At 67.1% G+C, this 18036-nt stretch carries 16 protein-coding genes; 9 read left to right on the forward strand and 7 right to left on the reverse strand.

Annotation, left to right across the window (positions count from 1 at the left end; translation table 11 throughout):
• Positions 1 to 245: 245 nt before the first annotated feature.
• Positions 246 to 728: a DUF1036 domain-containing protein gene (locus ACTDI4_RS20640; protein WP_442843419.1), complete on the forward strand. Its 483-nt coding sequence runs from the start codon at positions 246 to 248 to the stop codon at positions 726 to 728.
• A complete protein-coding gene (gene pyk, locus ACTDI4_RS20645) occupies positions 725 to 2161 on the forward strand; it encodes a pyruvate kinase (RefSeq protein WP_442842932.1) in 1437 nt (478 codons plus the stop codon). Before ACTDI4_RS20640 ends, pyk begins: the two co-directional genes overlap by 4 nt.
• 4 nt (positions 2162 to 2165) lie before the next feature.
• Here pyk and ACTDI4_RS20650 read toward each other — a convergent pair whose 3' ends face one another.
• The 3 genes from ACTDI4_RS20650 to ACTDI4_RS20660 all read right to left on the reverse strand — a co-directional run bounded on the left by ACTDI4_RS20650 (position 2166) and on the right by ACTDI4_RS20660 (position 4513).
• Entirely contained in the window at positions 2166 to 2930 is a 765-nt protein-coding gene (locus tag ACTDI4_RS20650; RefSeq protein ID WP_442842933.1) for an amino acid ABC transporter ATP-binding protein, read from the reverse strand.
• A complete protein-coding gene (locus ACTDI4_RS20655) occupies positions 2927 to 3607 on the reverse strand; it encodes an amino acid ABC transporter permease (RefSeq protein WP_442842934.1) in 681 nt (226 codons plus the stop codon). The genes ACTDI4_RS20650 and ACTDI4_RS20655 overlap by 4 nt, the downstream gene beginning before the upstream one ends.
• Before the next feature lie 132 nt (positions 3608 to 3739).
• On the reverse strand, positions 3740 to 4513 hold the full coding sequence (locus tag ACTDI4_RS20660) for an amino acid ABC transporter substrate-binding protein (protein ID WP_442842935.1): 774 nt from the start codon (positions 4511 to 4513) through the stop codon (positions 3740 to 3742).
• A gap of 338 nt (positions 4514 to 4851) precedes the next feature.
• Between ACTDI4_RS20660 and ACTDI4_RS20665 the strand changes: the two genes are divergently transcribed.
• On the forward strand, positions 4852 to 5706 hold the full coding sequence (locus tag ACTDI4_RS20665; protein WP_442842936.1) for an RNA polymerase factor sigma-32: 855 nt from the start codon (positions 4852 to 4854) through the stop codon (positions 5704 to 5706).
• A gap of 45 nt (positions 5707 to 5751) precedes the next feature.
• Here ACTDI4_RS20665 and ACTDI4_RS20670 read toward each other — a convergent pair whose 3' ends face one another.
• Together ACTDI4_RS20670 and betI are read right to left on the reverse strand one after the other, a co-directional pair.
• The gene (locus ACTDI4_RS20670; protein ID WP_442842937.1) at positions 5752 to 6834 is read right to left on the reverse strand and encodes an ABC transporter substrate-binding protein; all 1083 of its coding nucleotides are present in this window, start codon (positions 6832 to 6834) and stop codon (positions 5752 to 5754) included.
• A gap of 28 nt (positions 6835 to 6862) precedes the next feature.
• The gene (gene betI, locus ACTDI4_RS20675; RefSeq protein WP_442842938.1) at positions 6863 to 7561 is read right to left on the reverse strand and encodes a transcriptional regulator BetI; all 699 of its coding nucleotides are present in this window, start codon (positions 7559 to 7561) and stop codon (positions 6863 to 6865) included.
• A gap of 378 nt (positions 7562 to 7939) precedes the next feature.
• Between betI and ACTDI4_RS20680 the strand changes: the two genes are divergently transcribed.
• Genes ACTDI4_RS20680 through ACTDI4_RS20695 form a run of 4 tightly spaced genes read left to right on the forward strand, consistent with a single transcriptional unit; the run spans position 7940 to position 12802 of the window.
• Complete coding sequence (locus ACTDI4_RS20680; RefSeq protein ID WP_442842939.1) at positions 7940 to 9559, forward strand: phytoene desaturase family protein; 1620 nt, start codon at positions 7940 to 7942, stop codon at positions 9557 to 9559.
• Entirely contained in the window at positions 9546 to 11285 is a 1740-nt protein-coding gene (locus tag ACTDI4_RS20685) for a phytoene desaturase family protein (RefSeq protein ID WP_442842940.1), read from the forward strand. The genes ACTDI4_RS20680 and ACTDI4_RS20685 overlap by 14 nt, the downstream gene beginning before the upstream one ends.
• 3 nt (positions 11286 to 11288) lie before the next feature.
• Positions 11289 to 12548 (forward strand): aminomethyltransferase family protein, encoded by a 1260-nt coding sequence (locus tag ACTDI4_RS20690; protein ID WP_442842941.1) that lies wholly within the window; start codon positions 11289 to 11291, stop codon positions 12546 to 12548.
• 2 nt (positions 12549 to 12550) lie between these two features.
• The gene (locus ACTDI4_RS20695) at positions 12551 to 12802 is read left to right on the forward strand and encodes a hypothetical protein (RefSeq protein WP_442842942.1); all 252 of its coding nucleotides are present in this window, start codon (positions 12551 to 12553) and stop codon (positions 12800 to 12802) included.
• A 10-nt stretch (positions 12803 to 12812) separates the two neighbouring features.
• Here ACTDI4_RS20695 and ACTDI4_RS20700 read toward each other — a convergent pair whose 3' ends face one another.
• Positions 12813 to 13865, reverse strand: a complete 1053-nt coding sequence (locus ACTDI4_RS20700) for a dipeptidase (RefSeq protein WP_442842943.1) — start codon at positions 13863 to 13865, stop codon at positions 12813 to 12815.
• Between the two features lie 145 nt (positions 13866 to 14010).
• Between ACTDI4_RS20700 and ACTDI4_RS20705 the strand changes: the two genes are divergently transcribed.
• On the forward strand, positions 14011 to 15522 hold the full coding sequence (locus ACTDI4_RS20705) for a malonate--CoA ligase (protein ID WP_442842944.1): 1512 nt from the start codon (positions 14011 to 14013) through the stop codon (positions 15520 to 15522).
• Between the two features lie 210 nt (positions 15523 to 15732).
• On the opposite strand, the gene phaR is transcribed toward ACTDI4_RS20705, so the two are convergent.
• Positions 15733 to 16347, reverse strand: coding sequence for a polyhydroxyalkanoate synthesis repressor PhaR (phaR, locus tag ACTDI4_RS20710; protein WP_442842945.1), 615 nt, complete (start codon positions 16345 to 16347; stop codon positions 15733 to 15735).
• 302 nt (positions 16348 to 16649) lie between these two features.
• Here phaR and ACTDI4_RS20715 point away from each other — a divergent pair, with 302 nt between their 5' ends.
• A complete protein-coding gene (locus tag ACTDI4_RS20715) occupies positions 16650 to 17834 on the forward strand; it encodes an acetyl-CoA C-acetyltransferase (RefSeq protein WP_442842946.1) in 1185 nt (394 codons plus the stop codon).
• Positions 17835 to 18036 lie beyond the last annotated feature (202 nt).

Below are 18036 nucleotides of genomic sequence, written 5' to 3' on the forward strand. Positions count from 1 at the left end.
GATGTGTAGGCTGGGTGATCCCACGAAGCGGACGCGCATGCAATGCCGTTGTTTGGCCAAGGTTTTTCCCGAAATCAGGCGAAGCGCCGCAAACGATGCGCCGCAGCCGCATCTAAATCGATTGGATTTGAACGGCGCGGCGCGTTGACATGCGCCCGGACTTTGCCGAAAAGGGGCACACGAACATGCCGCTGACGTTCCCGAGGGGTTTTACGATGCTTTCCGCCGGCAAGCCGCGCGCGCGCCTGGGCGTGGCCCTGCCGCTTCCGGCGCTTGCCGCGCTCGTGCTTGCACCGCTGATGGCGGCCACGCCGGCGCGGGCGGATTTCCGCGTCTGCAACGCCACGCAGAACCTCGTCGGCGTCGGCATCGGCTACCGCGCCAAGGCGGGCTGGATCACCGAGGGCTGGTGGCACATCGACGCCTCGAGCTGCAAGACGCTCATCGAGGGGCCGTTGTCGTCGCGCTTCTACTACCTCTATGCCGAGGATGCCGAGCGCGGCGGACGCTGGGACGGCCCCATCAGCATGTGCGTGGCCGAAAAGGAATTCAAGATCGCCGGCGTGGCCGACTGCGTCGCCCGCGGTTTCCAGCGCGCCGGCTTCCAGGAATATGACACGGGCGAGCAGGCGAGCTGGATGGTCCAGCTCACCGACCAGCCCGCAAACGATGGCGACGCCCCGACCGCGGGCGCCGCCGCATCCACGGGAAACAACGGGAATCCATGAGACGCAGCCGCAAGGTCAAGATCCTCGCCACGATCGGCCCCGCCTCCGCCGAGGAGGCCATGCTCAAGAGGCTCTTCGAGGCCGGCGCCGACGTGTTCCGCATCAACATGAGCCACACCGACCATGAGCTGATGCGCATGCTGGTCGGCCGCATCCGCGCCGTCGAGAAGGCCGTGGGCCGGCCGATCGGCATCCTGGCCGACCTGCAGGGACCCAAGCTGCGCGTCGGCAAGTTCGCCAAGGGCAGGGAGACGCTCGCGATCGGCCAGACCTTCACGCTGGACGACGACCCCTCGCCGGGCGACGCCACGCGCGTGAACCTGCCGCACGCCGAGATCCTGCGCTCGGTCGAGCCCGGACACCGGCTGCTGATCGACGACGGCAGGCTGGAACTGCAGGCGCGGGAATGCGACGGCAGGTCGATCGTCTGCACGGTGGTGGTGGGAACCAACATCTCCGACCGGAAGGGCGTGAGCCTGCCCGACACCGAGCTGCCGGTGGGCGCGCTGACCGAAAAGGACCGCAAGGATCTCGATGCCGTGCTGGCGGCGGGTGTGGACTGGATCGCGCTGTCCTTCATCCAGCGGCCGGAAGACCTTGCCGAGGCGCGCAAGATCGCGCGCGGACGCGCATTGCTCCTGTCCAAGATCGAGAAGCCGCAGGCGGTGAAGCGGCTGGACGAGATCATGGACCTTTCGGACGCGCTGATGGTCGCCCGCGGCGATCTCGGCGTGGAGATGCCGCTGGAGGCCGTGCCCGGCATCCAGAAGCAGATCACCCGCGCCGCCCGCCGCGCCGGCAAGCCGGTGGTGGTGGCCACCCAGATGCTGGAATCGATGATTTCGGCTCCCGTGCCGACGCGCGCGGAAGTGTCGGACGTGGCGACCGCCGTGTTCGAAGGCGCCGACGCCATCATGCTTTCGGCCGAATCGGCGGCAGGCGCCTACCCGGCCGAGGCGGTGGCGACCATGAACCGCATCGCCGAGCATGTCGAGCGCGACCCGACCTACGCCGCCGTCATCAACGGCCAGCGCTCCGCACCCGAGGCGACCGGGGCCGACGCCATATCGCTTGCCGCGCGCGAGATCGCCGAGACGCTGAAGCTTTCGGCCATCGTCACCTACACGGCTTCCGGCAACACCGGCCTGCGCGCCGCGCGCGAGCGCCCGCAAGTGCCGATCATCGCGCTGTCGCCCATCGTGGAGACCGCGCGGCGGCTGTCGCTGGTGTGGGGCACGCACTGCGTCATCTCGGAGGACGCCCGCGACCTCGACGACATGGTCGACCGCGCCTGCCGCATCGCCTTCGACGAAGGCTTCGGCAAGCCGGGCGACCGCATCATCATCACCGCCGGCGTGCCGCTGCGCACCCCCGGCTCCACCAACTTGCTGCGCATCGCCTATCTGGGACCGGACGGCCAGGGCGGGCACTAAGCATCTATTCGCTTTTTGCAGCCTGCTCCTGCCGCAGCGTGGCGATGAAGCGGCTGGTGCGCTGATGGACGGGATTGGAGAACAACTGGGCCGCCGGGCCCTTCTCCACGATCGCCCCGGCCTCCAGGAACACCACCTCGTCGGCGACCTTGGAGGCGAGCCTGAGGTCGTGGGTGGCCATGACCATGGTCGTGCCTTCGCTGGCGAGCTGGCCGAGCACGTCGACCACCTCCTGCGCCAGTTCCGGGTCGAGCGCCGAGGTCGGCTCGTCGCACAGCAGCACGCTGGGCGACGGCGCCAGCGCGCGCGCGATCGCCACGCGCTGCTGCTGGCCCCCGGACAGGGTTGCCGGCCAGGCATCGGCCTTGGCTGCCATGCCGACTTTTTCGAGCAGCGCCAGCGCGCGTGCATGAGCCCGCCCAGCCGGCCATTTCAGCACCGTCACCAGCCCTTCCATGACGTTCTCGATCGCCGTTCGGTGCGGAAAGAGCTGGAAGTTCTGGAACACCATGCCGGTTTGGCGGCGCAGGCGCTGGATGTCGCGCGCGGCGACGTGCCCGCCGGGATGGAAGGTCAGTTCCTCGTCGCCGATGCGCACCGTGCCGGATGTGGGGATCTCCAGCAGGTTGATGCAGCGCAGCAGCGTGCTCTTGCCGCCGCCGGAAGGCCCGACCAGCGCGGTCACGCTGCCCTCCCGGGTGATGACGCTGACGTCCTTCAGGACGAGATTGTCGCCGAAGCGCTTTTCTATGTTCTTCAGTTCGATCACGACCGCGCCTCCAGGAAACCGCCATAGCGGCCGAGCCGCTTCTCCAGCCTGACCTGCAGGGCCGAAAGCACCGAGCTCATGGCCAGATAGATCAGCGCGGCCTCGATGTAGAGGATCAGCGGCTCGTAGGTGACGGCCACGATGCGCTGGGCGGCCTGGAACAGCTCCGGCACGGTGATGGCGGCGGCCAGGGAAGTGTCCTTGACCAGCGAGATGAAGGTGTTGGACAGCGGCGGCACCGCCACCCTGCCCGCCTGCGGCAGGATGGTGCGGCGCATGGCCTGGCTCCACGTCATGCCGATGGAATAGGCGGCCTCCCATTGCCCCTTCGGCACCGAGCCGATCACGGCGCGGATGATCTCGGAGGAGTAGGCCCCTATGTTGAGCGTGAAGCCGATCAGCGCTGCCGGAAAGGCATCCAGCACGATGCCGGCCGCCGGCAGGCCGTAGAAGATCAGGAAAAGCTGCACGAGAAGCGGCGTTCCGCGGATGATCCACACATAGAAGCGCACCACCGCCGCCAGCGGTGCCGGCCCGAACAGCCGGACCAGCGCCACGATCAGGCCGACGGTGAGCCCGAGCGCGAAGGAAAGCAGGGTGAGCGGCGCGGTGAAGACGAGCGCGGCCCACAACAGGGGGCCGAGCGACTCCAGCATCAGTTGCAGCCAGTGCGGCACTTATGTTCTCCCTCGCGACGGCCTTGCTACGATCGCCCAAGCCGCAGTCAAAGCAAACGAAAAAGCGGCGTGCCGGACCGGCGCGCCGCCAGGGCCCGGGGCCGTCGCCATGCGGCCCCGCCACCATCGCACCTACTGCGAGACGTCCTGGCCGAAATAGGTGTCGGCGATCTTCTTGTAGGTGCCGTCGGCCTTGATCTCGTCCAGCGCCTTGTTGATGGCCGCCACCAGTTCGGGCTGTCCCTTGCGCACGATGACGCCGGAATAGTCGGCGTTCTCCTCCTGAGCGGCGATCTTCACGTCGGCATTGGGCTTGTGCTTCTTGAAGTCGTAGAAGGACAGGCTGTCGTTGATGGTGGCGTCGGCGCGGCCGTTGAGCACGAGCTGGATCGACTGGTCGAAGCCGTCGGTCCCGACCAGTTCGGCGCCGTTCTGCTCGGCCAGCTTGCCGAAATTGGAGGTCAGCGACTGCGCCGACTTCTTGCCCTTCAGGTCGGCGAAGGTCTTCAGGCTGTCATTGTCGCCGCGCACGATCAGCACCGCCTTGGAGGCGATGTAGGGCTCGGAGAAATCGTATTTCTGCTTGCGCGCATCGGTGATGCCGACCTGGTTGATGACGGCGTCATAGCGGTTGGCGTCGAGGCCGGCGATCAGCCCGTCCCAGCGCCCTTCGAGGAACTCGGCCTTGACGCCGAGCCGCTTGGCGATCTCGCGGCCGATCTCGACGTCGAAGCCGACCAGCGCGCCGGACGCGTCATGGTAGGTGAACGGCGCATAGGTGCCTTCCGTGCCGATCCTGAAGGCGCCCGCCTGCTTGATCTTGTCCAGATCGTCGCCGGCATGGGCGGCGGTGAGGGCCAGCACCTGGACGGTGGCGGCCACGAGCAGCGATTTCAGCCATTTCATCTTTTTGTGATCCTGGATTTGAAGGCCGGAGAGCAATCGCCGGCCGATGCGGATGCAGCGGAATCTGGCAGAAGCCGGGCAGCCGTTTAAGGAAGAAAATTTCAAACAAACTGGATTTCAGGAATTCCATGCTCGAAAAGCGTCGAAACCGCTATGGCAACGCCTCCCTCCCGCATCGACGCCCTTCACGACACGCCCGGAGCATTCCGGTGCCGCGCGCTGGAACCATTCGTTCCCGCGGCACGTTGTTGTGTCTGCTGTTGTAGGGCGCCGGGCCGGCTTTTCAAGCGGACGGCAGCAACGGCCGAAACCCGGTTACGTCGGCGGGAGGGATAGCCATGGAAGACAACGCTGGCCGCCTATTCATCCGTGCCGCCATGAGCGCGCCCTATCTGGAGCGGGAAGAGGAGCACGAGCTGGCTCTCCGCTGGAAGGAACGGGCCGACCAGCAGGCGCTGCATCGCATCGCGGTCTCGCACATGCGGCTGGTGGTGGCCATGGCCACCCGTTTCCGGCATTTCGGCCTGCCGATCGGCGACCTGGTCCAGGAAGGCCATGTCGGCCTGCTTGAGGCCGCCGCCCGCTTCGAGCCGGAGCGCGACGTGCGCTTTTCAACCTACGCGACCTGGTGGATACGCGCTTCCATGCAGGACTACATCCTGCGCAACTGGTCGATCGTCCGCGGCGGCACCTCTTCCGCCCAGAAGGCGCTGTTCTTCAACCTGCGGCGCCTGCGCGCCCGTCTGGCCAGCGGGCCGGAGCCGCTCTCCAACGCCGCGCTCTACCAGGAAGTGTCGCAGGCGCTGGGCGTGCCGGAGAACGATGTGGCGATGATGGATTCGCGTCTTTCCGCGCCCGACAGCTCGCTCAACGCCCCGCTGGCCGATGGCAGCGGCACGGGCGAGCGGATGGATTTCCTCGTTTCGGACGATCCGCTGCCCGACGAGGTGGTGGGCGAGGCGATCGATTTCGAGCGCCGCTCCGGCTGGCTCAAGGCCGCGCTCGGCGCGCTCAACGCGCGCGAGCTGCGCATCATCGAGGAGCGCCGGCTGACCGACGAGGGCGCGACGCTGGAGGAGCTTGGCGCCACGCTCGGCATCTCGAAGGAGCGGGTGCGCCAGATCGAGGCCCGCGCCCTGCAGAAGCTGAAGGTGGAGCTGGTCAGGCAGAATCCCGAATTCCTGGCCGCCTGAAGCGCGGGACGCGGCCGGGCAGCGCGGGCCGCCCGGCCGGGCGGCTCAATAGCCCGCCTTGATCTTCTCGAACTCGGCGATCATCCTGAGCTTCAGGTCCGAGGGTATCGGCGACTGGAACAGCGTCTTGTCGACGAATTTCTGGACGTCGTCATAGCCCTTTTCCTTCAGCACCTCCTGGTCGACGCCATCCATGCCCTTGACGTTGGCCTGGCCGTAGCCCCAGTCGCCCACCAGCGTCTTGGCCACTTCCGGGTCGTTGACGGCATTGAGGTAGTCATAGGCCTTGTCATTGCTGCCGGGCGCGTCCTTGAACATCACATAGCCGCACACCCAGGTCGAGATGCCCTCGTCGGTGTCCTTCTTCGCCTTGATCGGCGCGCCGGCCGCCACGGACTGGACCGCGGCGTCGTTCCAGGCCCAGGCGAGGTCCACCTCGCCGCCCGACATCGCCTGCACGATATCGGTGGTATCGGTCCAGTAGAGGCGCACGTTCTTGTGCACCTGGCGCAGGAAGTCGGAGGCCTGCTTGAACTGGTCGTCGGTCATCTTGGACCAGTCCTTGAGGCCGATGGCGAGGCTGGCCAGCGCATAGGCGTCGTCGACATTGTCGCCGATGGAAACCCGGTCCTTGAATTTCGGATCGGCGAAGGCCTTGAGCGAATGGATATCTTTCTCGTCGACCTTCTCGGAATTGTAGCTCACCTCGGTGTTGCCCCAGTCCCACGGCATGAACCAAACCGTGCCGTCCTCGGAGGTGACGAGGTTCTTCATGGCCACGATCTGCGGGTTGAGATCGTTCCAGCCGGCGATCTTCGACGTGTCCAACGGTTGCAGAAGCCCGGCCTCGCGCCACTTGACCACGCTTTGCGAGCAGGGGTGGCCGAGGTCGGCCTTGAAGCCGGACCGCATCTTCTCGAAGGCTTCGTCCTCGTCGCCGAAAAAGGCGAAGCTGGGCGAATCGCCATGCTTTTCGGCATATTTGGGATGGAAGCTCGGGTCCTCGTAGCCGGCCCAGTCGAATATGGTCAGTTCCTTGTCCTCGGCGCGGGCCGCCGTGGCGGCCAAAACCGCCATGGAGCCGGCCAGCGCCAGCGAAAGCGCCAGGCGGCGGGTGATTGCCTTCATCGTCTTGTCCTCCCGGTTTTTCTCGGTTTCAGTCCTTCGCCTCCCCCTCGGCTTCCCGCGCGAAATGCGCCGGAAACACCGACATCAGGAACTCGTTGCCGCTCTGCAGCGCGCTTTCACGGCTGACGTTTTGCGCCCCGATCATCAGCCTGAGCCACAGCCCCTCCAGCAGGGCGCTGAGCGCCAGCGCCGTCGCCTGCGGCTCATAGGGGTAGCCTGCCTCTTCCTTCAGCCTGCGGCACAGCTCGAGAATGGTGTTCTGGTAGTCCGCGTCGCGCGCGCCCGACAGCGCCTGGTAGGTGGGGCGCGACTTCGCCTCGCCCCAGAAGGCGCACCAGGCGGCGAGCTTGCGCCTGTTGCAGACGGAACGGTCGAAATCGGCCGCCACCAGCGCCTGCAACTGCCTGGCGGGGTTGTCGCCCGCCCTGGCCAGCGCATTGCGCCAATGGGCGGAATATTCGTCGTACATATGCTGCAAGGTGGCGACCAGCAGCTTTTCCTTGCTCTCGAAATGGAAGTTGACGATGCCGCGCGACAGGCCTGCGCCGTCGGCCACGTCGGCCATGGTGGTGTCGGAATAACCGCGCCTGGCAAGCGAATCGATGGTCGCCTCGATGAGCTGCAACTGCCGCGTTTCCTTGGAAGCCTTGCGGCTGCGCCGCTCCGGCTCGCCCGGTTCCGCCGCCCTGTCAGCCGCCGCCTGCATCATCTTCATCGCCGTCGCCATGCTCCGTGTCGGCCTCCCAGAGCGCCGTGCGTCCTTCCGGACGCACAAAGGACGCTCCGACATCTTGATCGAGCATCGGACCGGTCCGAAAAGCGAGTACATTTTTCGGTCCGATGCTCCGGAGCGCAGATGAGCGTGACGGTGCGCGCCGCTGTCAAGCATCTTGCGCACCGCCGTTCGGCGCGCCGTCGCGGACGGCCCCGGCTGCTGCCTTCGCTGCGCTCATCGTCTCCCGCCTCGCCATGGTCGAGATTCCCGCGAAAAGCCTACTCCTCTCTCCGCAAAACGCAATGTCATTTGTTGAACATTCATTCAGAACTACTGGACAGCAGGGGCACGGCCGTGGCAGATTTGGACAAAACGAAGAGCGGGAACGGAATGAAGACCTGGGACGCGATCGTCATCGGCGGCGGTCACAACGGGCTGGTCAGCGCCTGCTACCTCCAGCGCGCGGGGCTCGACGTGCTGGTGGTGGAGAAGAACGACTGGATCGGCGGCGCCGCCACCAGCCGCTCGCTCACGCCCGGCTTCCTCTATTCCAACTGCTCCTATGTCTGCTCGCTGTTCCGGCCCGAGATCATGCGCGACCTGGAACTGCCGCGCTTCGGCCTGCAGGTCATCGCCTATGAGGGCGGCGCGGTGTTCACGCAGGACGGCGACTATCTCGCCAACTACCGCGACCACGACGCCCACCGGCGCGAATTCGCCCGCTTCTCCGCGCGCGACGCGGAAGCCTACGACCGCTACGCCCGCGACGTCACCCGCCAGTGCCGCTTCATCCAGCCGCTTTTGATGCGCACCGCGCCCGACCCGACCAGCTTTCGGCCGCGCGACATTTCCGAACTGCTCTATCTCGGCAGGAAATTCGCCGGGCTGACGGCGGAGGAGATGGCGCTGACGCTGCGCTTCTGGACCATGTCGATCTCCGACTTCCTCGACGAATATTTCGAGACCGACGTCATCAAGGCCAATTTCGCGCTTTCCGGCATCATCGGCACGGCTCTCGGCCCCATGTCGCCCGGCACGGCCTATGTGCTGCTGCACCATTATATGGGCGAGGTGGACGGCTCGGTCGGCGCCTGGGGCTATGCCCGCGGCGGCATGGGCGCGGTGACGAAGGCGCTGGCCGACTCCTTCCGCGCGTCCGGCGGCACCATCCGCACCGGCGCCGAGGTCGATCATGTCGTGGTGAAATCCGGCAAGGCCAGGGGCGTGGTGCTGGCAGGCGGCGAGGAAATCCACAGCAAGCTCGTCGTCTCCAACGCCGACGTCAAGCGCACTTTCCTCAAGCTCGTCGAAGAGAAAGAACTGCCGGACATATTCCTGCGCCGTGTCAGGAATTTCAAGATCCGCGGCTCGTCGGGCAAGGTCAACATCGCGCTGGATTCGCTGCCCGAGTTTCCGGCCCTGCCCAAGGATTCGCCCTGCATCCGCGGCGACATGCACTTCACCGATTCGGTCGAGCGCATGGAGCGCGCCTATGACGACTGGAAGGCCGGGCGCTGGTCGGCCGACCCCTTCCTCGACATGGTGATCCCCACCATGCTGGACCCGACCATGGCGCCGCCGGGCAAGCACTTCATGAGCTGCTTCGTGCAATACGCCCCGCCCAAGGTGGGGGGAGCGGACTGGACCGACGCCGACCGCGACGGCTTCGCCGAGTCCGTCGTGGCGCAGATCGCCGCCTATTCGCCCGGCTTCCGCGACCGCATCGTGCATATGGAGGTGCGCACGCCGCGCGAACTGGAGGCCGAAGTGGGGCTGACCGAGGGCAACATCTTCCAGGGCGAGCTGACCTTCGACCAGTTGCTGTTCAACCGCCCGGTGCCGGGCTACGCGCAATACCGCTCGCCGGTGGGCGGCCTTTACATGTGCGGCTCCTCCACCCATCCCGGCGGCGGGGTGATGGGCGCCCCCGGCCGCAATGCGGCCAGGGAGATCCTGCGCGACCTCGCCAAGCCCACACAGCATGTGAGCCCAGCCCATGACGTCATATGATTTGCCCAAATGGGATGTGGTCGTCATCGGCGGCGGCCACAACGGCCTCACCGCCGCCGCCGTCCTGACCCGGAGCGGCCGCAAGGTGCTGGTGCTGGAGGCCGCCGGCGAGACCGGGGGCGCGGCGCGCACGCAAGAGTTCTTTCCGGGCTTCCGCGTCTCCAGCCTCGCCCATGTGCTGAACCGCCTTCACCCTGACGTGGTGAAGACGCTGGAACTGGAGAAGCACGGGCTTTTTCGACCTCCGGTAACCGTGTCCGGAACGACCCCCACCCCTGACCCCTCCCCACAAGGGGGAGGGGAACCTGGCGTCAGCTCTGTTCATCGCGAAAGGTCAACGATCTCAGCGGAACCGGCGGCGGCATCGTCCCCCTCCCCCTTGTGGGGAGGGGCCAGGGGTAGGGGTATCCAGCTTGCGCCCAGCGTCGCACTCGCGCGCGACGGCCGGCCGCTCACGCTTCACGGCGCCTACGGCGAGACGCTCTCCGGCGCGAGCCCTGCCGAACAGGCGGCGTGGCGCGATCTGCGCGCTCAGCTCCTGCGCTATGCCGAAGTGCTGAAGCCGTTCCTCACCCGCCGGCCGCCGGCGCTGGACGGCCTGTCGCTTGCCGACGGCGCCGCGCTCGGCGGGGCGGCGCTTGCCCTGAAGCGGCTCGGCCGCGAGGACATACGCGACTTCCTGCGCGTGCTGCTGATGAACGTGGCCGACCTGCTCGACGAGCAATTGCAGGACGACCGCCTGAAGGGCCTCCTCGCCTTCGACGCAGTGCTGGGTTCCCATCTCGGCCCCCGCTCGCCGACCTCCCTGCTCGGCCTGCTGTACCGCCTCTGCGGCGAGGCGGGCGGCGAGCCGGGCGGGCAGGTGCTGCCCAGGGGCGGCATGGGCGCCGTCGCCGCCGCCATCCGCGCGGCGGCGGAAGCGGCCGGCGCCGAAATCCGCACCGGCGCGGCGGTGAAGCGGATCGTCGTCGACAAGGGCCGCGCGACGGGCGTGACGCTGGAGAGCGGCGAGGAGCTGCGCGCGGCGACGATCGTGTCGGCCGTCAATCCGGCCGCGACTTTCCTCGACCTCGTCGGCCCCCGCCAGATCGACACCGGCGTCGTGCGGCGGGTAAGAAACATCCGCATGAAGGGCGACGCCGCCAAGCTCCATCTGGCACTCGACTGGGCTCCGGAATTTTCCGGAGTCGATGCCGCCGGCCATCGCGGCCGGCTGGTCATCGCGCCCTCGCCCGATGATGTCGAGCGCGCCTTCAACCCGGCCAAATATGGAGAGTTCTCGCCGGAGCCGGTGATGGAGATCACCCTGCCCTCGCTCAGCGACCCTGCGCTCGCGCCCGACGGCGCCTGCGTGCTTTCGGCCGTGGTGCAATATGCGCCCTACGAACTGAAGGAAGGCTGGGAGGCCGGACGGGAAAAATTCCTGGCTGCCGTCATGGCGCAGCTCGAAGCCTACGCGCCCGGCATCGGCGCCCTGGTGCGCCACGCGGAGTTGCTGACGCCGGCCGACATCGAGACGCGCTGGCGCATGCCCGGCGGGCACTGGCACCATGGCGAATTGCAGGCCGACCAGATGCTGGTCTCGCGCCCCATCTCCGGCTGGTCGGGCTATGACACGCCGGTTTCCGGCCTGTTCCTCGCCGGCGCCGGCTCGCATCCCGGCGGCGGCGTCTCCGGCGTGCCGGGGCTCAACGCGGCGCGGCGCATCATCGCGATGAAGGCGTAGGCCATGGATCAGGCAACGAAGAAGAAACCGGGCAGGGCCAGGGTCGACGCCGCGACGAAAGCGCGGCAGGCCGCACAGGCCCATTTCCGCACGCTGCGGCTCGGCACGCCGTTCCAGCCGCGCATCGACGCGCTGGCGAAGACCGACGAATGGTACAACTGGGCCGGCTATCGCGCCCCGCAATCGCTATGGGACGAGGAACTGGAATATTTCGCCATCCGCAGCCAGGCGGCGCTGTTCGACATCTCGCCGATGGTGAAATACCGCATCGAGGGGCCGGAGGCGGAAGCCTTCTGCGACAGGCTCACCCTGCGCGACGTATCGAAGCTGAAGCCCGGGCGTGTCCACTACACCGCCTGGTGCGACGACGCCGGCTTTGTCCTGGACGACGGCACGCTGTTCCGCCTCGCGCCGCACCGCTTCCGCCTGTGCTGCCAGGAGCGGCATCTGCCCTGGCTGCTCGATTCGGCCGTCGGCTTCGACGTTTCGATAGAGGAAGAGACCGAGGCCGTCGCCGCCCTCGCCTTGCAGGGGCCGACCTCCTTCGCCGTGCTGCGCGATGCCGGCTTCGCGGGCGCGGAACGGCTGAAGATCTTCGATCTCGCCGAATTCCCGCATGAGGACGGCAAGGTCGCCATCTCGCGCACCGGCTTCACCGGCGACCTCGGCTACGAGCTTTTCGTCGAAAGTGCCGGCGCCCTTCCGCTCTGGGACCGGCTGATGGCGGCCGGCGAGCGGCACGGCATCCGCGCCATCGGCTATGCGGCGCTGAACCGGGCGCGGCTGGAGGCGGGGCTGATCGTCGCCAACGCCGATTTCGTCACCGCCGAACACGCCATCCGCGCCGACCGCATGCGCATGCCCGACGAGATCGGCCTCGGCTTCATGGTCGATCCGCAAAAGGGCCATTTCAACGGCCGCCGCGCCATCCTCGAGACGCGGCGCAAGAAGGGGCTGCGGCACGTGCTGGTCGGGCTGGAAATCGAGGGCAACATTCCCGCAGAGCACGCCATCGTCTATCATCGCCAGCGCCGGGAGGTGGGGCTGGTCAGCGCCGCCATGTGGTCGCCCATGGCCAAGAAGAACATCGCCATCGCCTCGCTGCGGCGGCCGTTCGGCGACGAGGTGACGGACGATCTCTGGGTCGAGATCTACGCCATGCGCGAGCTGAAATACGAAAGACTGATGAAGCGGGCGAAGGTGGTGCCGCGGCCCTTCGTCAAGCTCGACCGCCGCACCGCCAGCCCGCCGGCGGATTTCTGACCATGGGCCCGCGAGCCGACCGCGAAGCGGCCGAGCAATGGGCGCTGGTCAACACGCCGCTCGGCGAGGAATGGTCGGGCCGCGCGCGCTATGCGGCGGCCATGTATTTCTACAGGCGCGGCGAGATGGACGCCGAAACGCTGGAAGTCTACCGCATCTGCTCGCGGCTGGACGGCGAGGACCCGCTGCCCATCATCCGCGAACGCGGCGCCGGCAGGCACTGGCTGGAGCGGATGGGTTTTTCCGCCGAATAGCGGCAGCCCTTTACCCGATCGTGCGTTCCAGCACGTCGACCCAGTTCTTCCAGGCGATCTTCTCGACCAACTCGCGGCCGAAACCGTGCCGCTCGAACGCCTCGATCAGCCGCGGCAGGCCGGAAACGTCGCCGATGGCGGAAGGGATCTGCGCGCCGTCGAAATCCGAGCCCAGGCCGACGCCGTCTTCGCCGAGCTTGTCCAGCAGCGCATCGACGTGACGCAGCACCGTGTCGAGATCGGCGTCCTGGACCATCGAGCCGTCCGGCCGCAGGAAGCCGCGCGCGAAGTTCAGGCCCACCATGCCGCGCGTATCGCGGATGGCGCCAAGCTGCCAGTCGGTGAGGTTGCGCGCGCTGGCGCTGATGGCGTGCACGTTGGAATGGGTGGCCACCAGCGGCGCGGCGCTGATGGCCGCCACGTCGCGGAACCCCTTCTCGTTGAGATGCGACAGGTCGACCAGGATCTTCAGCCGGTTGCAGGCCTTGACTAGCGCCTTGCCGGCATCCGTCAGCCCCGGCCCGACATCCGGCGAGGAGGGGAAGCGAAACGGCACGCCCGTGCCGAAGGCGTTGGCCCGGCTCCACACCGGCCCGAGCGAGCGCAGGCCGGCGGCATGCAGCACGTCCAGCATGTCGAGCCCGGGATCGATCGCCTCCACGCCCTCGATGTGGAAGACGGCCGCGATCGTATCCTGCGCCATCGCCGCGCGGATATCGGCGGCGCTGCGGCAGATTTTCAGCGCCCCTGCCCGCTCCAGCCGAAACAGGATGGAGGCCATGCCGAGCATCGAGACGCGGGCCTCCTTCATCGGCAGGTCCGGCGGCAGCTTCTCGTCGCTGCTCGGCGCGGTCGGCGCAGAGAGGCCGGCCTTTTCCGGCGAGGGCGAGAAGATGGCGAACATGCCGCCGGCGAAACCGCCCTTCCTGGCGCGCGGCAGGTCGATGTGCCAGCTTGCCGGCGCCCCTTGCATGAACAGCTTTTCCTTGTCCTGCTCCGGAGAGCGGTAGAGCTGAAGGAGGGTGTCGTTGTGGCCGTCGAAGACCGGGACAAGTGCGCTCATGATGGGGGCCATGCGTTTGATTGACGGTTCTGTGTAGGCAAGAGAAGCGCGGAGCGCAAATGCCACGACGATATTTGGCCTTGTGGCTGCGCCCGCGGAATGCTGGAAGGAGACGAGGTGGTTCCGACACAGCAGCAGGTCCTTCATGCCCAACACGCTCTATGATGCGCTCTTTCGCCCGCATGAGGCGAGCGGTGCAGCCTTTCTGTCGCTGAAGGATGGCCGCGACATTTCCTATGCCGAATTCCTGCGTCTGGCGGCGCGCTTCGCCCATGCGCTGTCGGCCAGCGGCATCACACCCGGCGACCGTGTCGCGCTGCAGGCGAAAAAATCGCCCGAGGCGCTGGCCGTCTATGCCGCCTGCGTGGCGGCGGGTGCGGTGTTCCTGCCGCTCAACACCGCCTACACGCCCGCCGAGGTGGAGTATTTCGTCACCGACGCAGGCGCCAGGCTGTTGATCTGCGACGGCGCGGCGCGCGCGGCCCTCGCGCCGGTGGCGGAAAAAGCGGGGGCGGCCCTGCTGACGCTCGACGCCGACGGCACCGGCACGCTGGCCGATCTCGCCCGCGGCCAGCCCGAAACCTTCACGCCGGCCGCGCGCGGGCCGCACGACCTCGCCGCCTTCCTCTACACCTCCGGCACCACGGGACGCTCCAAGGGCGCCATGCTCAGCCACGACAATCTTCTGTCCAACGCCGAGGCGCTGGTAGACGCCTGGCGCTTCACGGGCGAGGACGTGCTGCTGCACGCCCTGCCGATCTTCCACACGCACGGCCTGTTCGTGGCCACCAACGTCATGCTGCTGGCCGGCGGGTCGATGATCTTCCTGCCCGGCCTCGACATGGACGATCTGGTGGCGAACATGCCGCGCGCCACCTCCATGATGGGCGTGCCCACCTTCTACACCCGGCTGCTGGCCGACCCGCGGCTCGACAGGGCGCTGACCGCCCATATGCGGCTGTTCGTGTCCGGCTCGGCGCCGCTTCTGGCCGAGACCCACCGCGAGTTCGAGGCGCGAACGGGCAAGAGGATCCTCGAGCGCTACGGCATGACCGAAACCAACATGAACACCTCCAATCCCTATGACGGCGAACGCCGCGCCGGCACCGTGGGCCTGCCGCTGCCGGGGGTGGACCTGCGCATCGCCGATGCCGAAACCGGCGCGCCGGTGGCCCGGGGCGACGTCGGCATCATCGAGGTGAAAGGCCGCAACGTCTTCAAGGGCTACTGGAACATGCCGGAAAAGACCGCGCAGGAGTTCAGGCCGGACGGCTTCTTCATCACCGGCGACCTCGCCACGATGGATGCCGACGGCTACGTCGCCATCGTCGGCCGCGCCAAGGACCTGATCATCTCCGGCGGCTACAACATCTACCCCAAGGAGATCGAGCTGGTGCTGGACGAGCAGCCCGGCGTCGCCGAATCCGCGGTGATCGGCGTGCCGCATCCCGACCTCGGCGAGGCGGTGGTCGGCGTGGTGGTGGCGAAAGCCGGCGCAAAACCGGAAGAGGCCGCGCTCATTGCCGGCATCGCCGGCCGGCTGGCCCGCTTCAAGCAGCCGCGCCGCATCTTCGTGGCCGACGAACTGCCGCGCAACACCATGGGCAAGGTGCAGAAGAACGTGCTGCGCGAGCGCTACAAGGACAGTTTCGGATAGAGCGGCACACCTCTCCGCGCGTCATCCCGGAAGCCGATCGCAGCGCAGCGGAGAGCGGCTATCCGGGACCCATTCCGGAACCTTTCGAGATCACGGAACGGGTTCCGGCTCTCCCTCCGCTGCGCTCCGGTCGGCCGGGATGACGAACGCAAAGCCCGAGCGAACCTGAGCGCGTCTTGTTTCAGCCGTCCGGCGTCCCGGGCGCCCTTATCACGACATCTTGTCGAGCTTGCGCTGCATGGCCGCGATCTGCTCCTTCAGCTCCAGCAGATCGTCGGTCTTTTCCGATGCCTTCGCCTCCTCCTTCCCGGCCGGCTCGGACGCGGCAGCGGGGCCGACGCCCGCCGGCGGAAAGGGCGTGAACATGCGCATGGCGTTCTGGAACATCTCGATGTTGCGGCGCGTCTGCTCCTCGATCGCCTTCATCGGCGCCGACAGCTTCATCATGTCCATCGGCGTCTTGCCCAGGGCCGATTTCATCTGCTCGCGCAGGCGCTCCTGCTCCCTGGTGAAGGCCATCATCGACTGTTCGAGGAAGGACGGCACGATCATCTGCATCTGGTCGCCGTAAAATGCGATGAGCTGGCGCAGGAACGGGATCGGCAGCATGTTCTGCCCCTCCTTGTTCTCCAGCTCGAAGATGATCTGGGTCAGCACCGGGTGAGTGATGTCCTCCCCCGTCTTGGCGTCCTGGACGGTGAACTCCTCGCCCTTCTTCACCATCTCGGCCAGGTCCTCGAGCGTGACATAGGTGCTCGTGCCCGTGTTGTAGAGGCGGCGGTTGGCGTATTTCTTGATGACCACCGGCCCGTCTTTCGCTGCCATCCGCATCCCTCCCGAGGACACCGGCAGGCCTGCGGGCCGCCGGTAACGATTGCGCGTGGGCCGAGGATATGCGCAAAACCTCCGCAATTCCAAGCGGTTTGTGCAGTGCGGGAAACAACATCGGTTTTTTTGCTGCGCAAAATGCTGCGCAGCATGGATGGCACAGCCGGGACACCCGCCGTTTGTTGCACTGCAACATGGCCGATCCGGCGGGTCGCCTGCGGCCATTTCCGGTTTGACTCGGGCGCGGGAAAGGGCAAGAAAAGTCCATCATCTATCGAAATCGTCCTCCGGAGACCGCCATGTCCGCTTCCAGCTCCATCGTCGTCGCCAGCGCGGCGCGCACGCCCGTGGGCTCCTTCAACGGCGCTTTCGCCGCCGTGCCGGCCCATGAATTGGGCGCCCTGGTCATCAAGGAACTGCTGGCGCGCGCCGGCGTCGAGGCGGCCGAGGTGAACGAGGTGATCCTGGGACAGGTGCTGACGGCCGCGCAGGGCCAGAACCCCGCCCGCCAGGCCTCCGTGCTGGCCGGCCTGCCCAAGGAGACCACCGCCTGGGGCCTCAACCAGGTCTGCGGCTCGGGCCTGCGCGCCATCGCGCTCGGCATGCAGCAGATCGCCACCGGCGACGCCAGCGTGATCGTGGCCGGCGGCCAGGAATCCATGTCGCTGTCGCCGCATGCCGAGCACCTGCGCGCCGGCGTGAAGATGGGCGACTACAAGATGATCGACACGATGATCAAGGACGGGTTGTGGGACGCCTTCAACGGCTACCACATGGGCGTCACCGCCGAGAACGTGGCGCGCCAGTTCCAGATCACCCGCGAGGACCAGGACCAGTTCGCGCTCGCCTCGCAGAACAAGGCCGAGGCCGCCCAGAAGGCCGGCAGGTTCAAGGACGAGATCGTGGCCGTCACGGTCAAGGGCCGCAAGGGCGACACGATCGTCGACCAGGACGAATACATCCGCCACGGCGCGACGCTGGACGCCATGACCAAGCTGAAGCCCGCCTTCGACAAGGAGGGCACGGTGACGGCCGGCAACGCCTCCGGCATCAATGACGGCGCGGCCGGCGTGCTTTTGATGAGCGAGGCCGAAGCGGCGCGGCGCGGCATCGCGCCGCTTGCCCGCATCGTTTCCTGGGCGACTGCCGGCGTCGATCCCGCCGTGATGGGCACCGGCCCGATCCCCGCCTCGAAGCGGGCCCTGGAGAAAGCCGGCTGGTCGGTGGGCGACCTCGACCTGGTGGAAGCCAACGAAGCCTTCGCCGCGCAGGCCTGCGCCGTCAACAAGGGCCTGGGCTGGAACCCGGACATCGTGAACGTCAATGGCGGCGCGATCGCCATCGGCCACCCGATCGGCGCTTCGGGCGCGCGCATCTTCAACACGCTCGTCTTCGAGATGAAGCGGCGCGGCGCGAAGAAGGGCCTCGCCACGCTGTGCATCGGCGGCGGCATGGGCGTGGCCATGTGCGTGGAAGCCATGTAGGGACCAGGGCGGCCGAAGAATAAGGCTGCCCTATAATGCCGTGTGGATGGCCGGGACATTTGGTCCCGGTTAGTTGCTTGCGTTTTGCCTGCAATTCCTTCTTTTCCCGACGAACTCCGCTATTTTCATACCCTCCGATTTTTCTGTTGCTCTTGCGCCCCATTGCCCGCTTTACTGTCCGAACAGTTGTTGGAGGAGCAGC

This window comes from Mesorhizobium sp. PUT5, from assembly GCF_052216645.1.
GTDB lineage: Bacteria > Pseudomonadota > Alphaproteobacteria > Rhizobiales > Rhizobiaceae > Mesorhizobium.